Consider the following 16,447-nt stretch of genomic DNA (forward strand, 5'->3'; position numbering starts at 1 on the left):
TTTATCGACTAAGTTCTACATACATGAAAACGCCCTTATTGAAGTTTCCACGCTTCAACTATTCCCATATTACAGAAAAACTTAATTGGAGATAAATATGATGCAAGCATTAATTGATGATTTATATTATACTAAACTGTAACGAAGATTAGTCCTACCAGAGAAAAGAGATTGATTTATGAGAGCCTTAGAGAAACTACAAACCATTATCATACTATTCGCTGTTGGTTTAGGTTTTTTATTGGGACAGGTAGACATAATTGAACAATATGCCGAGAATTTCGTTATTCCGTTTCTATTCTTGATGCTATATGGATTATTTTTAACGATTCCATTGCAACAATTAAAGAAGGCCTTTTCAAATATTAAATTCCTTGGATCCAGCACGATCATTAATTTTATATGGACCCCCATTTTAGCTTGGAGCTTAGGAGCAGTATTCCTAGCTGATTATCCAGCTTTATGGATCGGTTTCATTATGCTTATGGTAACTCCTTGTACAGACTGGTATCTCGTGTTTACTGGTATAGCAAAAGGAAATGTATCGCTTTCTACATCGGTTTTACCGATTAATTTAATTCTACAGGTAGTGTTTCTGCCAGTATATTTACTCCTATTTGCTGGAACCATTGAAACAATAGCCGTATCAACGCTTGTAGAGAGCATATTGATTGTATTGGTTATTCCTTTTATACTGGCGCACCTTACGCGATTCTTATTAAGAAGAAGAGAATCTGTTTTAAACAACAAGATTATTCCCTTTTTCGGTAATGCTCAAATTTTCTTTTTAGCCCTGGCCATTATGGCAATGTTTGCTTCCCAAGGTTCTTACTTACTTGAAAACCTAGAAGTCATTTACATTTTAATTATACCCATTTTGATGTTTTTTGTTATTAACTACTTGATAGGGCGCTTGGTTGCTACGTTTTTAAATTTTTCTTATGAAGATTCAGTAAGCTTAAGTATGACGATTGTTGCCAGAAATTCACCAGTCGCCTTGGCTATAGCTGTAACAGCATTTCCAGATCAGCCTCTCATTGCCCTGGCTTTGGTTATAGGACCTTTGATTGAATTACCCGTACTTGCCATTGTCTCCCAAATACTGCTTCTAAAAAGAAGAAAGAGTAAAAAGTAAAGGTTACCCTATCGTTAGGATAACCTTTACTTTTCACTCCAACTTGATTCCATTTCTGGAACAAGAGATTGAATTGGTACTCCATATTTCATTCTACAATTTCTCGAATTTAACTTTTCCTCAGCGCCTGATCGATATCAGCTTTAATATCCGCTGCGTCCTCCAGCCCGATCGATAGTCGAATTTGCTCTGGCGTAACGCCAGCAGCGAGCTGTTCATCCGGTGATAATCTCGCGTGCGATGTCGTAGCGGGATGAAGGACGAGTGTTTTTGAATCGCCAACATTTGCGACATGGGATAACAGCTTCACGGAATTTATAAAGGTTTTCGCAGATTCGAGCCCGCCTTTAATTCCAATTGTAAAAATGGATCCTGCACCTTTTGGTAAATAGGTTTGGGCCATTTCGTATTGTGGGTCACCTTTTAATGTTGGATAATTCACCCATTCTACTTGCTCATGCCCGTCCAAGTATTCGGCTATCTGCTGTGCATTTGTCACATGCTGCTTCATGCGTAGTGGCAGTGATTCAAGACCTTGAATAAATAACCAGCTGTTGAATGGAGAAATGGTTACACCTAGATCATGCCCTAGTGTAAATCGAGCTTTGGCAATAAATGCATTTTCTTTAGCGAGTCTTACAAAAGATTGATCATCTAAAGAGGCCTTTGATTCCGTGAATTCCGGGAATTTGCCATTATCCCATGGAAATTTTCCAGAATCCACAATAACTCCCCCGATGGATGAGCCATGCCCGCCGATAAATTTAGTCGTCGAATGCACCACAATATCTGCACCAAATTCGATAGGTTTCTGTAAATATGGCGTTGTAAATGTAGAGTCCACTACCAATGGTAAATGATGTTCATGTGCGAGGTTACTAAGTCTGCTAATATCAGCAATTTCCAAGCTTGGATTCCCGATCGTTTCCGTAAAAATAGCTTTTGTTTTATCGTTAATTGCTCCAGCTATTCCTTCAAAATCTGTACCATCGACAAAGTGAACCGTTACCCCGAAGCGCTGAAACGTTTCCGAAAAAAGACTGAACGTACCCCCATATAAAGCATTGGTAGCTACAATTTCGTCACCTGCCTTTGCAAGGGTTAACAACGCAACCACAATAGCTGCTTGTCCGGATGAAACAGCAAATGCCCCCACTCCTCCTTCCAATTGTGCAATCCTATTTTCAAATACGTTATTCGTCGGATTTGCATTTCTCGAATAGATATATCCATTTCCCTGCATTTTGAAAAGCGAAGCTGCTTGATCTGTATCTTCAAATACGTAAGATGTCGTTTGATAGATCGGTACAGCTCTGGAACGAACTGATTCGTCAACATCATGCCCACCGTGCTGTGCTATTGTATCAAAATTCAAATTTCCTTTTGCGTGTTCATTTGTCATTTTGTCATGCCCCTTTTCTCCAATTCACAATAATGATCCCAAAGCTTTTAATTTGACTGTTTTCTAATTGTGAACACTAAAAAAACCTCTTCCAATGGGGAAGAGGTTTTTTAAAATTAAACGACACTCTCCCTCATCTTTCAAGCCAATACTGCTTGCTGGAAGTGGCACCATTTCACTATTTAGTAACGGTTGCCGCAGGATCATAGGACCAGGTTCCTCCCCCGACTCTTTATAAGGAATATTGCTATTAAGTTTTATATTGGTAATACGTTATCTCATTCTGAAGACTATCAAGAAAGAATATTTGATTGTTTAAGCAGAGTCATGCAATTTCTCAGCCAGGCGCTGGATTTTTGGTAAATCACTAATATCCATATTACCGCCACTTACAATGACGCCGCAATGCGCTGAATTAATTTGTCCGCTATTAGCGAATAATGCGGCTAACGCTGCAGCTCCTGCACCTTCCATCAATGTTTTATTTCTTTCAAGCATATAAACGAGTGCAGAAGCGATCTCTGCATCTGAAACGGTTATCATATCATCTACGTATTCACGTATGAGTGGCAACGTATTTTTACCAGGCTGTTTTACCGCGATGCCTTCTGCAATTGTAGAAACGGACTTCTTGTTCACTGCATCATGGTGATAACTGTCATGCATAGCAGACGCCCCGCTCGCCTGAACACCAATAACCTTTATAGCAGGATTTATATACTTAGCAGCAACTGCTATTCCACTAATAAGGCCCCCACCGCCAACGGGCACGATAATGGTGTCGAGTCGAGGTTCTTGGTGCAACATCTCCATGACAAGTGTACCTTGACCGGCCATCACATCATAATCGTCAAACGGGTGAATATAAACAGCACCTGTTTGCATTTGTCTTTTCAATGAAGCTTCATAGGCTTCCTGGAATGAATCGCCAGTAAGCACAACTTCAGCACCATAGTTTCGTGTGGCATTGACCTTTGCAAGGGGGGTACGTTCTGGCATGAAGATAGTTGCATGTGCGCCTAATTTGGCTGCAGCATGAGCAACCCCTTGCGCATGATTTCCAGCTGAAGCAGTGACAACACCTTTCTTCAATTGATCATCCGTTAATTGCATGAGCTTAAAACTAGCACCTCTAAATTTAAACGCTCCCGTTTTTTGTTGATTCTCCATTTTAAAATAAACGTTTTTGTCGAGTAATTCATCTGTGGTTGTTGATGTTAGTAATGGTGTACGGTGAACGATGGGTGACAGACGTTCCATCGCGGTATCAACCTTCTCACCTGTTAAGCAATCCCCAATGATTCCACACTCCTCATTAATTTGTATACTTTGTTTCCATGATGCTAATGCAAGCTCGAATACACCCCGTGGATCTTAGGATGACCCATGAGCTATCTCATAAGCCTCAATCTTATCCTCTAGCTTTAATGTTAAAGCTATTTCATCTAATCCATTCATTAGCTTTTCCTTGTGAAAGGCCGGGATATCAAAATGTACTTCATTTTGATCTGCATCAATAATGACTTGAGCTTCCAGATCGACATCTAATACCAATGTTGAATTCTCCGCCTGTTCCATCCATTGATTTACCTGCGTCTCATTCATTTGAACTGGAATAATCCCATTTTTTAATGCATTGTTATAAAATATATCAGCAAAGCTCGATGCTATAATAACACGAAACCCGTAATCCAACAATGCCCAGGGTGCATGTTCCCTAGAAGAACCGCAGCCAAAGTTCTCACCCGCTATTAAAATAGACGCTGTTTGATAAGCAGGTTTATTTAATCCGAACTCTGCTCGCTTATTCCCATCATCATCAAACCGCCAATGATAAAAAAGGAATTGACCAAATCCAGTTCGCTCTATTCGTTTTAAAAATTGCTTTGGAATAATTTGATCCGTATCTATATTTGTTCGGTTCAATGGGTATACCAATCCTTTATGTTCCTGAATAGCTTCCATTACATGCACCTCCTAATTCGCTATGCCCACAAATTTTCGAACATCCACAAAATGCCCTTCTATAGCAGCTGCTGCAGCCATTTCTGGACTAACTAAATGCGTACGGGCACCGTTCCCTTGTCTTCCCTCAAAATTCCGATTAGATGTTGACGCACATCTGCCACCTGGTGGAATAATATCATCATTCATTCCTAGGCACATACTGCAACCAGATTCCCGCCATTCAAAGCCTGCCTGTTTAAAAATAGTGTCCAGCCCTAGTTTTTCTGCTTCCAATTTAACGCTGAAGGATCCTGGTACAACGATCGCTTTCACATTTGTGTTTACTTGTTTTCCTTTAACAATGGATGCAGCCTTTTGCAGATCGCTTACACGGGAATTGGTACATGACCCAATAAACACATGGTCAATATCAATGTCTGTTATCGGTTGATTTTCTTCCAGTCCCATATACGTTAGGGCTCGCTCGACATCTTCCCTATGATCAACTTCATTTAGATTTGGTGTCTTGCCACTAACTGGGACACACATACTAGGGTTGGTTCCCCATGAAACTTGTGGTTCAATCTCTTCTGCATTAATTGTTACGGTCTTATCATAGGTAGCACCTTCATCGGTAGCCAGCTCCAACCACTCGTCGGCTACTTCTGTAAATGCCTCACCCTCTGGTACATATTCTTTTCCTTTTAAATAATCAATCGTTGTTTGATCCGGACTGATTAAGCCAGCCCGGGCACCTGCTTCGATGGACATATTACATATTGTCATACGTTCTTCCATAGATAATTTTCGAATCGCATCACCTGTGTATTCCATCACATAGCCGGAACCAAAACGAACGCCAAATTTAGCAATGATAGCCAATATTAAGTCTTTTGCTGTCACCCCAGGTCCTAAATCACCTTCCACCTGTACATTTAACGTTTTAGGTTGTTCCTGTTGCAAGGTCTGGGTCGCTAGTACATGTTCCACTTCACTAGTACCGATTCCAAAAGCCAACGCCCCAAATGCACCATGTGTTGACGTATGACTATCTCCACAGACAATAGTTTTTCCAGGCTGCGTCAATCCGAGCTGTGGCCCGATCACATGAACAATCCCTTGATCCGGGTGCATCATATCTGCTAGCGGAATTTCATGTTCTTCACAGTTATCCCGCAATGTTTCCATTTGTTTTTTGGCGATTTGGTCTTTGATGACATCCCTATTTTTTGTTGGGACATTGTGATCCATCGTAGCAAAGGTTAAATCCGGCCTTCGTACTTTTCTATTATTCAGTCGCAACCCTTCAAATGCTTGAGGAGAAGTCACTTCGTGAACCAAATGCAGATCAATATACATGAGATCCGGTTTACCACTTTCTTCATATACTACATGTTTATTCCATATTTTATGAACAATCGTTTCAGGTTTCGACACCGCTATCTCCCCCCTCTATTTAGGCATACATCGTACCTATTTGCTCGCACACACTATTTGTTGTTAAGTTATCTATCACCATTTCAGTCATTTCCTTTGTACCAACTTCTTGGCCACCCTTCATATGCAAGTCAGGGGTGTGGTATCCTTGCTCTAAGCATTGACTAACAGCTTCTTCAATTTCTAATGCTTCCTTTTCTAGGCCGAATGAGTGTCTAAGCATTAATGCAGCTGATAATATCATCCCTAATGGATTAGCAATTCCTTTTCCAGCAATATCAGGTGCAGATCCATGAACGGGCTCATAAAGTCCAACACCATCTGATCGTATACTCGCCGACGGTAACATTCCAAGTGAGCCTGTTAACACAGATGCCTCATCGCTTAAGATGTCACCAAATAAATTTTCGGTAACGAGTACATCAAATTGATCAGGTTGCGTTATTAGTTTCATTGCAGCTGCGTCAACGAGCAAATGCTCAACAGTTACATCCGGATAATCTTTGCTTTTTTCATCAACGATTTCACGCCACATTCGACTGGATTCGAGCACGTTCGCTTTATCAACAGACGTTAAATGATTATTTCTTAATTGCGCACTTTGGAAAGCTTTATCAATAATTCGCTCCATTTCATTCCGTTGATAATACAACGTATCAACTACAACTTCGCCATCCTCACGTCGCTCGCTAGGCTTTCCAAAATAAAGTCCACCTGTTAGCTCTCGTATAATTAAGATATCACTTCCCTTAATCACTTCCTCTTTTAATGGAGAAGCATCAAGTAAAGGACTAAAACCTTTAACAGGGCGCAGGTTGGCAAATAATCCAAGTGTCTTCCGAATCCCAAGCAACCCTTTTTCAGGCCTTAAGTATGCTGGTAGAGAATCCCATTTCTCCCCACCAACAGCTCCTAGTAAAATCGCATCCGCATGTTGACATGCTTTAATCGTATCTTCAGGCAACGGTGTGCCAGACTGATCGATCGCGTCCCCACCAATCTCATGCTGATGAAATGTAAAGCTATGACCAAATTCGCTGGAAATCGTATTTAATACTCGTTTTGCCGATTCCATAATTTCTTTTCCAACACCATCGCCTGGAAGCAGAATAATTTGTTTATCCATAATCTCCCCATCCCATCCGTTTTATTATTTTGTCTCTTTAACGTCCACCGGCTAAGGTTGCGACGTCCTGGGACTGCGATTACTCGCCCCACCGAAAACATTGTCGCAACGCCGGTCCTAGCACGTCCTGGGCGTCGAAAAACCCCAACTGAATGGAGTTTTACTTTATAACTTCTTTCTTCGTAATTGTCGAATTTTGTTGGACGATATAACGATTCACGGCATTTAAAAACGCATTTGCGGAGGCTTCTATCACATCTTGAGCAGTGCCTCTTCCGTTTACTTTTTCTCCATTTACCACAAGCTGTACATGTGATTCTGCGAGTGCATCTTTTCCACCGCCAACAGAGTTAAGAGAGTAATCTACTAATTGCAAATCCTCTTCAATTAGCGCATCCAGCGTTTTGTACAATGCCTCTACACTACCCTCACCTGTATAGGCAGTTTCAACTGTATTTCCTTCAGGGGTTTTCAAGCGCACTGTAGCTGTCGGGATATTCGCTGTTCCATATTGTACTTGGAACATTTCCAATTGGTATTTAGCAACTGAAGAAATATCTGTTTGGATTTCCATTAGCATCGTAAATATATCGTCGTCTGTTACCTCTTTTTTATGATCGGTTAATTTCTTAAATGTATTGAATGCTTCTTTTAGTTTTTCATCCGGCAGATCTATACCAAGTTCCGTAATTTTATCCTTGAATGCATGACGCCCTGAATGTTTTCCGAGGAATAAGGTGTTCGAATTTACTCCTACCATTTCTGGAGTAATAATTTCGTAAGTGGCTTTGTTTTTCAATACGCCATCCTGGTGAATACCTGCTTCATGCGAAAATGCGTTACGACCAATTACTGCCTTGTTTGCCTGGACATACATGCCAGATAGTTTTGCTACAAGGTCACTTGTGCGTTTTATTTCATTCAGTTTAAGGTTTGTTTGATATGGGTAGTAGTCGGCGCGTATCTTTAAAGCTACACCAACCTCTTCCAACGCAGCATTTCCAGCTCTTTCCCCAATTCCATTTATCGTTCCTTCGACCTGTGTTGCACCATTTTCAACCGCTGCTATCGAATTGGCAACAGCCATGCCCAAGTCATCATGGCAATGACAGGAAAGGTCGACACGATCTATATTCGGAACGGTTTCTCTAATAAATCGAAACAACTCTCCATATTCCGCTGGTGTCGTATAGCCTACCGTATCCGGCATGTTAATCACCGAGGCTCCTGCGTCGATAACACGCTCAATAATTTGGGCTAAGAAGTTCCAATCAGACCGTGTTGCATCTTCTGGGGAAAACTGCACCTGTGCGAATTTTTCTTTCGCATATGCAACCATACTTACTGCCGTGTCAATCACTTCTTCTGGTGTTTGCTTCAGTTTATATGTCATGTGGATCGGTGATGTTGCTAAAAATATATGCAACCGTGGCTCATCAGCACCTTTAAGCGCCTCCCAAGCAATATCAATATCTTTTTTAACCGCCCTTGCTAAACCAGTGACAGATGTACCTTTAATTGTATCTGCAATTGTCTTTACTGCATTAAAATCCCCTTTGGAGGAAGCAGGGAATCCTGCCTCCATTCGATCAACTCCAAAGCGTTCCAGCTGTTTAGCAATTTCCAATTTTTCTAATCTGTTCAAATTCACACCAGGTGACTGCTCGCCATCTCTCAATGTCGTATCGAAAATTTTAATTTGCGACATGCTGTTTCACATCCTTTTGTTTCGATTTCAACGGTTGCTTCACAAAAGGCATTAACTCTCGTAACTCCCTTCCTACTTTTTCAATCGGTAACTGATTTTCCCTAGCATTAATGGCATTAAATTGCGGGCGATTCGCCTGATTTTCAAGCACCCATCCTTGCGCAAACTTACCTGACTGTACATCTTCTAGAACTTCTTTCATCCGTTCTTTTGTTTCATCATTGATGACGCGTGGTCCCGATACAAAATCTCCCCATTGTGCTGTGTCTGAAATCGAATAACGCATGTTTTCCAGTCCGCCTTCATACAACAAGTCAACAATCAATTTCATTTCATGCATACATTCAAAGTAAGCTACTTCTGGCTGGTATCCAGCATCTGTCAATGTTTCGAAACCTGCTTTTATCAAGTTGGTAACACCGCCACATAGTACTGCCTGCTCGCCAAATAGATCCGTTTCCGTTTCTTCTTGGAAAGATGTTTCAAGGATACCTGCTCTAGCTGAACCAATTCCTTGTGAATAAGCAAGTGCAAGCTCTGTTGCATTTCCAGTAACATCTTGGTACACCCCATATAAAGAAGGTACACCTGCTCCGTCTTCATACGTCCTGCGAACTAAATGTCCAGGTCCTTTTGGTGCAACAAGGAATACATCGACATCAGATGGTGGAACGATTTGATTAAAGTGAATGTTAAATCCATGGGCAAATGCAATGGCATTACCTGATTTCAGATTTGGTTTAATACTTTCCTGATACACATATGGCTGAAGTTCATCCGGCAACAGCACCATAACAACATCTGCTGTACTTGTTGCATCTGCTACAGAAAGAACTGTAAAGCCATCTTCCTCTGCCTTTTCCTGTGATTTACCTGGTCTTAGTCCTACAACAACATCATAGCCGCTTTCTCGAAGATTCAGTGCATGTGCATGCCCCTGTGATCCATAACCAACTACTGCGATTTTCTTTCCTTGCAATACCTCTTTTTGAACATCTTTTTCATAAAGTACTTTTGACATTATAAACTTCCTCTCTTTTTTTAGATTATTAGATTATTAGATTAGACTTACACTGAAAATGAGTTAATTTCTGTTACCTGCTGTGGCTGTTGGCCTCTTAAAAAAGCAGTGACCCCTGTTTTCGTGAGCTCTTTTATTCCATAAGGCCGCAGTAAGGTGATTAACGCGTCCACCTTATCCGGTTTCCCTGTCACCTGTACCGTTAGACTGTCTTTACTCAGGTCGATAACCGATGCACGAAATGGTGCTATTACCCCCTGGATTTCAGTACGTGACTGCCCATTGCCACCAACTCTTATGAGAGCGAGCTCCCTGGCGACCATTGCTTTGTCTGTAATATCCGATACTTTTAAAATATCTATTTGTTTGTTTAATTGCTTCGTCAATTGTTCTAGTTTCTGAGGATCGCTGACTTCCACAACAAATGTCATTTTGGCTATGCCTTCTGTTTCCGAATTTCCAACGGTAATACTGTCGATATTGAACTGCCGCTTGTTAAGCATCCCTGTAATCCGGTTCAGAACACCACTTCGATTCTGAACAGTAGCTGTTATAATACGCTTCATTTTGTCACCCCTATCATTTCCTGGATCCCTTTACCTGGGGCAATCATTGGATAAACACTTTCTTTTTGTTCAACCCGGCAATCCAAAACAACCGGCCCATCATATGCAAATACATCCTCTAGCACTTCAACAACGTCATCCTCTTTGTCTACTCTCAGTCCACGGATGCCATAGCTTTCAGCAAGTTTTACAAAATCAGGATTGGTTGATAAAAGTGATTCTGAATAGCGTTCCTCATAAAAACTTTCCTGCCATTGCCTTACCATTCCTAACGCTTCGTTATTGACGATAATTACTTTGACAGGGAGATTCCTATCTTTAAGAACAGATAGTTCCTGTAACGTCATTTGAAATCCACCGTCTCCAACCAGTGCAACAACTAAATCATTTGGTGCCCCCAATTGAGCACCGATTGCAGCTGGAAATCCGAATCCCATTGTACCGAGCCCTCCGGAAGTTACCCAGCGGTTAGGTTTATCAAAAGGATAGTGTTGTGCTGCCCACATCTGATGTTGCCCAACGTCTGTCGTAACAATTGCTTCCCCTTTCGACATGCGGTACACCTGCTCGGTGAGCCATTGCGGTGAAATGACATCATTTGACCGTTCATACCACAGCGGATACGTTGTTTTATTATGTTCCAACTTTTCCTTCCAGGCTTTATGGTCTGGCAACTCAATATCGCTATTTAATAATGCCTTTAAGGCTTCTTTTGCATCTCCAACGACGGGAATAGCTGTTGAAATGTTCTTCCCAATTTCTGCCGGGTCGATGTCAATATGAGCGACCTTAGCATCTGGTGCAAAGTGTTCTAACTTACCTGTAAGACGATCATCAAATCGAGCTCCGATATTAATTAGTAAATCACATTCATAAATCCCCATATTTGCCGCATATGTTCCGTGCATCCCAGCCATTCCTAGTGAAAGGTTGCTGGTTCCCGGGAATCCACCTAAGCCGAGTAATGTATTCGTCACTGGAAGCTGATATTTCTCGGCAAAAGCTTTGAGTTCATCTGAAGCCTTTGCCGTTACGACTCCAGCACCGGTCAGCAGTATCGGTTTCTTCGATCGGCTTAACGCATCCGCCAGCTTGCCGATTTGTAATGGATTAGGATGTTTCGTCGGCTGATACCCTGGTAAATAAAAATCACGTTGACTTCGAGCTGGTGAAGTCTCTTGTGAAATATTCTTGGGAATATCAATGACGACTGGTCCTGGACGGCCTGTTACAGCAATGTGAAAAGCTTCTTTTATAATTCTCGGTAATTCAGATACGTGATTAACTTGATAATTGTATTTGGTAATTGGTGTTGTTATTCCCATAACATCTGATTCCTGAAAAGCATCTGTACCAATTACACCTTTTGCTACTTGACCGGTGAATATAACTAATGGCAAAGAATCCATCAATGCATCCGTAATTCCCGTAATCAAATTTGTAGCTCCAGGTCCTGATGTTGCTAATACTATTCCTGGCTTTCCCGTAACCCGTGCATATCCTTCCGCTGCATGAATAGATCCTTGCTCGTGACGCGAAAGTATATGCTTAAATGGTGCTAAACTCCGATACAATGCATCGTAAATTGGTAAAACTGCACCACCAGGATAGCCAAATATGGTATCGACTTGCTCATCAACCAATGATTCAATTAATAAATCAGCACCGGTTATCATTTCTTCCGTCTCTTCCACTTTGTCTCTTACCTCAGCTTTCACAACAACATGCCTCCTTTTAATTATTAAAAACAATATTCAAAAACTTGGCTTAACACCATGAACTGGCGGAAAGTCATCGTTTTTCTAACGTGAAAAGTTTATCGATTTTGCATATAAAAAAAAGACTCTTCTCCATAAATCTGCATAAAATCAGAATTTCAGGGGAGAAAAAGAGTCTTTTCACGGTACCACCCAGGTTTATAGCACTCTTGCGAATACTACCTTCGTGACTGAGATAATCAGCCTTTTTTGATAACAGGTACATGTGACTGTACCCGGCTAAGCCTACTAAATTAGTTCGTTCAGCCCAGCACTCAGAGAAGATGTCAGAACAATATGTACTTCTGGGCTTCCAGCACCCCCAGATCTCTGTAAATACATGTAACATGTTCCTTTTTTCTCATCATCGAGTTAATTTATTCTTTTATCATGAAAATTTTGATAATTGAGTCTGTGTGTTTTATGAATTTACTTAATATAAATAAATTCGAAATAATTGATATTGCGGATTATCATATAACGGATTTGCTAAAAGGTCAACCGTTATTTAGAAAGTTTTTTGATACTTTCGATAAGTCCGATAAATTGAATACGCTTACAATGGCTTCATGTTAATTTTTCAGATTTTAAAAATAAAATTGTTACATTTTGGTTACAATTGGATTGTTTATTAAAAAACGTGACTTTTGTTAAAGGGATTCTTAGAAAACGTTCTTTGCTTTGTTAGGCAGCTAATTCTTACTGCATAAGCTGACTTTGGCTATCGCCATTAAAAGATTGGCGATAAGCCAGGTTTTCTAAAAATCCTTATGATTTGGAGTGCAAGCCTTTACGGCAAAAGGCCAGAGCCAGAGCCCGGACTTATGCAATTAAAAAAGTATAAAATTTTCCTACTTGCAATAAAAAGAACCCCAGTTTTGAAAAACTAGGGTTCTTTTTATTTAGGCTCTTTTCTAATTATTGTTGCTTTTAAATCTTCGGAGTTGATATAAAAGACGGTATAAGTATTTGCTATAAACGCCGTTCGGGATCGCTCAGGGCGGATGCTTTCCGCGGGCCCTGCTTCATCCTTCGACGCACAGGACGTGCTAGTGCAGGTGTTGCGACAGGACGTCGCGTACTTAACCTGCCTCGAGAAGCCCACTCTGCGGGGTCTTCAGACTCGTGCTGGGGCTGCGCGTAAATGCTCGCCCCACCGAAAACCATTGTTCCCGCTGGAGTCACCGCCCTTCGCTCACCCGAACTGGTGAGGTGGTTGGATGTTTTGAATATTGATTACTAATACTAATGCAATTTAGCAGCAGTAATATCAGCGGAGGAAACACATGAAGACTCCTGCGGGAGGAAGGCATAGGTGAGACCCCACAGTGCGTAGCACGAGGAGGCTCACCAGCCGCCCGCGGAAAGCGAAATGTGTTTCCGGAGCGAGTCACTACTCTCAACCAGCGTTTGCAAAAGATGTCACTACGTCGTCTTTTATAGATCTTGTGTCAAAAACAACAATTCTTTTCGGTAGGACGAGTAACCGCAGTCCCAGTCCCAATCTTTTAGAAAACAGCTTTTTATTTAAAATCGGTGACTGCTCCTTTTGAGGAACTGGACACATTATGTGCATACTTACCCAATACCCCTTTTTTGTAAAGGGCAGGCGCAACCCATGAGGCACGACGGTTTTCCAATTCTGCATCTGATACATCCATGGAGATCTCTTTTTTATCGGAATCAATCGTAACCATATCCCCTTCTTTTAGGAATGCAATTGGCCCACCATCTTGTGCTTCAGGTGCGATATGGCCGACAACTAAACCATGTGTCCCACCTGAGAATCTTCCATCGGTTAACAAGGCAACCTTTTCACCGAGACCTTTTCCAACTAGAATAGAGGAAATGGACAGCATTTCAGGCATTCCTGGTCCACCTTTTGGTCCCACATAACGAATGACCAGCACATCTCCCTCGTTAATTTTATTATCCATCACTGCTTCAGTAGCTTCTTTTTCCGTGTCAAATACACGAGCAGGTCCTGTATGACGGTTGACTTGTACACCGGATACTTTCGCTACAGAACCCTCTGGAGATAGATTTCCTTTTAAAACAATTAAGGGGCCATCTTCGCGTTTCGGATTATCAAATGGCATGATTACCTGTTGATCCTCGTCAAGAGAGGAAACTTCTGCTAGATTTTCAGCGACTGTTTTACCGGTCACTGTCAAACAATCACCATACAAGTAGCCCGCTTCATAAAGAAGTTTCATTACGCCTTGAACTCCCCCAACTTTATGTAGATCTTGCATGACAAATTGGCCGCTTGGTTTTAAATCAGCAAGATGTGGCACCTTTGCCTGGATTCTATTAAAATCGTCAATCGTTAAATCTACTTCTGCCGCATGGGCGATCGATAACAAATGTAAGATGGCATTCGTTGATCCGCCAAGTGCCATGACAACTGTGATAGCATTTTCAAATGCTTCTTTTGTCATGATATCTTTCGGATAAATCTCTTGTTCTAACAAATGATAGACCGCTTCTCCAGCGTCCGCACAATCAGCTTCCTTTTCTTTTGATTCTGCCGGATTTGATGAGCTACCAGGCAGGCTCATTCCCATCGCTTCAACAGCGGATGCCATCGTATTAGCCGTATACATTCCACCACACGCACCAGCTCCAGGACATGCACTACATTCGATCGCTTTTAATTCATCATCGTTAATATCCCCGTTATTATTTTTACCTACACCTTCAAATACAGATACAAGATCGATATCTTTTCCATTGTGGGAACCAGGCGCAATCGTGCCACCATACGTAAAAACAGCCGGAACTTCCGCATTAGCAATAGCAATCATACAGCCCGGAATATTTTTATCACAGGCCCCAATGGCCACTAATCCATCCAAATTCTCTGCACCTACTACAGTTTCAATCGAATCAGCGATCACATCACGGCTCGGTAGTGAATAACGCATACCTTGCGTTCCCATGGAAATTCCATCAGAAACGGTTATCGTATTGAAAATAAAAGGAACAGCCCCAGCTTGTTTAGCGCCTTCCTTTGTACGAATAGCCAAATCATCAATATGTACATTACAGGGGGTCACCTCTGCCCATGTACTCGCTACACCGATCATTGGCTTTTTAAAATCGTCATCCGTTACTCCTACAGCCCGCAGCATCGCACGGTTCGGTGCCCTCATAGTACCATCAAACACTTTACTTTTAACACGTAAATCTTTTTCCATCCAGAACTCCACCTTTCTTTCGACATATTATAAGCCTAATTTTCGAATAGTTCAATCAAACAAATTTATAATAATTGGAAAATGATTTAGACTTTACTAACTTATTTTTTTCGCTTCTTCCAGGTCTTGACCTTCACTCTTTTTCCCCCACCATGTTGCCAATATAGGTCCGGAAATATTATGCCAAACACTAAATAATGCACTAGGAACAGCTGCTACCGGTGAAAAATGGGCAGATGCAAGTGCTGCTGCAAGGCCAGAGTTTTGCATTCCTACCTCGATGGAAACGGCTTTTTGATCCGAAAAGTCCAATCGCAGTAATTTTGCTAATAAATAACCAACCAGGAGTCCGAGTACATTATGCAATACAACGACACTGAAAATCAGCAGACCTGTCGTGATAATCGCTTCGGTATTCGTAGATACAACGGCTGCAGCAACCCCAACAATACCAACAACCGAAACAAGTGGTAATGCGGCAACACTTTTTTCCACTTGCTTGCGGAATAACAGGCGAACCACTATTCCTAAAACGATCGGGATCAAAACAATTTGAACGATGGACAGGAACATATCACCTGCAGAAACAGGCAGCCACCTGCTTGCAAGCACCAAGGTTAGCGCCGGAGTCAGTACCGGTGCTAGCAATGTTGATACGGCAGTCACCGACACCGATAAAGCCGTATTCCCTTTCGCCAAAAATGTCATCACATTTGATGCCGTACCGCCCGGACAACAGCCTACAAGGATAACGCCAACAGCCACTTCTGGTGGAAGCTGAAACGTGAGTGCAAGTCCAAGTGCGAGCAGTGGCATAATGGTAAATTGGGCCACAACAGCAATAAGAACACTTTTCGGTGCTTGAAACACACCTTTAAAATCGTCTAAGGAAAGTGTAAGCCCCATTCCAAACATGATAATCCCTAGCAGCAGCGATATGTATGGTGCAATCCATGTAAAACCGCCCGGGAAAAAGAAGCTAAGACTTGCAAATAAGATGACCCAAATCGCAAACGTATTTCCTGCAAAATTACTGACTTTTTCCAATGTCTTCATTACCTCATTCCCCCGTATACGTTTCTATGATTTTCGAAAAACTTTTAAACTATTAAAATTCTAATAATTTAATTAATGATTTTACCATAATT

The 16,447-nt window shown here is 41.5% G+C and carries 12 protein-coding genes and 1 riboswitch; of the genes, 1 reads left to right on the top strand and 11 read right to left on the bottom strand.

The annotated features are described in order from the left end of the window. The first annotated feature begins 178 nt into the window (after positions 1-178). Positions 179-1,135 carry an arsenic resistance protein gene (locus OLD84_RS13950; protein ID WP_209463832.1) on the top strand — a complete coding sequence of 319 codons (957 nt, stop codon included), beginning with the start codon at positions 179-181 and terminating at the stop codon, positions 1,133-1,135. 109 nt (positions 1,136-1,244) lie between these two features. Here OLD84_RS13950 and OLD84_RS13955 read toward each other — a convergent pair whose 3' ends face one another. The 11 genes from OLD84_RS13955 to OLD84_RS14005 all read right to left on the bottom strand — a co-directional run bounded on the left by OLD84_RS13955 (position 1,245) and on the right by OLD84_RS14005 (position 16,355). Then, on the bottom strand, positions 1,245-2,537 hold the full coding sequence (locus tag OLD84_RS13955) for an O-acetylhomoserine aminocarboxypropyltransferase/cysteine synthase family protein (protein ID WP_209463831.1): 1,293 nt from the start codon (positions 2,535-2,537) through the stop codon (positions 1,245-1,247). Positions 2,538-2,667: 130 nt separating this feature from the next. Then, positions 2,668-2,778, bottom strand: a riboswitch (SAM riboswitch). A 74-nt stretch (positions 2,779-2,852) separates the two neighbouring features. Beyond that, on the bottom strand, positions 2,853-3,797 hold the full coding sequence (gene ilvA, locus OLD84_RS13960) for a threonine ammonia-lyase (protein ID WP_209463830.1): 945 nt from the start codon (positions 3,795-3,797) through the stop codon (positions 2,853-2,855). Positions 3,798-3,911: 114 nt separating this feature from the next. Then, positions 3,912-4,502 carry a 3-isopropylmalate dehydratase small subunit gene (gene leuD, locus OLD84_RS13965; RefSeq protein WP_209463829.1) on the bottom strand — a complete coding sequence of 197 codons (591 nt, stop codon included), beginning with the start codon at positions 4,500-4,502 and terminating at the stop codon, positions 3,912-3,914. Positions 4,503-4,514: 12 nt separating this feature from the next. Next, positions 4,515-5,921, bottom strand: coding sequence for a 3-isopropylmalate dehydratase large subunit (leuC, locus tag OLD84_RS13970; protein WP_209463828.1), 1,407 nt, complete (start codon positions 5,919-5,921; stop codon positions 4,515-4,517). A 19-nt stretch (positions 5,922-5,940) separates the two neighbouring features. Next, positions 5,941-7,047, bottom strand: a complete 1,107-nt coding sequence (leuB, locus tag OLD84_RS13975; protein ID WP_209463827.1) for a 3-isopropylmalate dehydrogenase — start codon at positions 7,045-7,047, stop codon at positions 5,941-5,943. 160 nt (positions 7,048-7,207) lie between these two features. Continuing rightward, entirely contained in the window at positions 7,208-8,755 is a 1,548-nt protein-coding gene (locus tag OLD84_RS13980) for a 2-isopropylmalate synthase (protein ID WP_209463826.1), read from the bottom strand. Beyond that, entirely contained in the window at positions 8,742-9,776 is a 1,035-nt protein-coding gene (gene ilvC / locus OLD84_RS13985) for a ketol-acid reductoisomerase (protein ID WP_209463825.1), read from the bottom strand. The genes OLD84_RS13980 and ilvC overlap by 14 nt, the downstream gene beginning before the upstream one ends. 47 nt (positions 9,777-9,823) lie before the next feature. Further along, complete coding sequence (gene ilvN / locus OLD84_RS13990) at positions 9,824-10,342, bottom strand: acetolactate synthase small subunit (protein ID WP_209463824.1); 519 nt, start codon at positions 10,340-10,342, stop codon at positions 9,824-9,826. After that, on the bottom strand, positions 10,339-12,018 hold the full coding sequence (gene ilvB / locus OLD84_RS13995) for a biosynthetic-type acetolactate synthase large subunit (protein ID WP_209463855.1): 1,680 nt from the start codon (positions 12,016-12,018) through the stop codon (positions 10,339-10,341). Before ilvB ends, ilvN begins: the two co-directional genes overlap by 4 nt. A 1,604-nt stretch (positions 12,019-13,622) precedes the next feature. After that, positions 13,623-15,299 (bottom strand): dihydroxy-acid dehydratase, encoded by a 1,677-nt coding sequence (ilvD, locus tag OLD84_RS14000; protein ID WP_209463823.1) that lies wholly within the window; start codon positions 15,297-15,299, stop codon positions 13,623-13,625. A gap of 96 nt (positions 15,300-15,395) precedes the next feature. Beyond that, positions 15,396-16,355 carry a bile acid:sodium symporter family protein gene (locus OLD84_RS14005; protein WP_209463822.1) on the bottom strand — a complete coding sequence of 320 codons (960 nt, stop codon included), beginning with the start codon at positions 16,353-16,355 and terminating at the stop codon, positions 15,396-15,398. Positions 16,356-16,447: the final 92 nt, after the last annotated feature.

The sequence above is a fragment of the Virgibacillus natechei genome, from assembly GCF_026013645.1.
In the GTDB taxonomy this organism is placed as follows: Bacteria; Bacillota; Bacilli; order Bacillales; family Amphibacillaceae; genus Virgibacillus_L; species Virgibacillus_L natechei.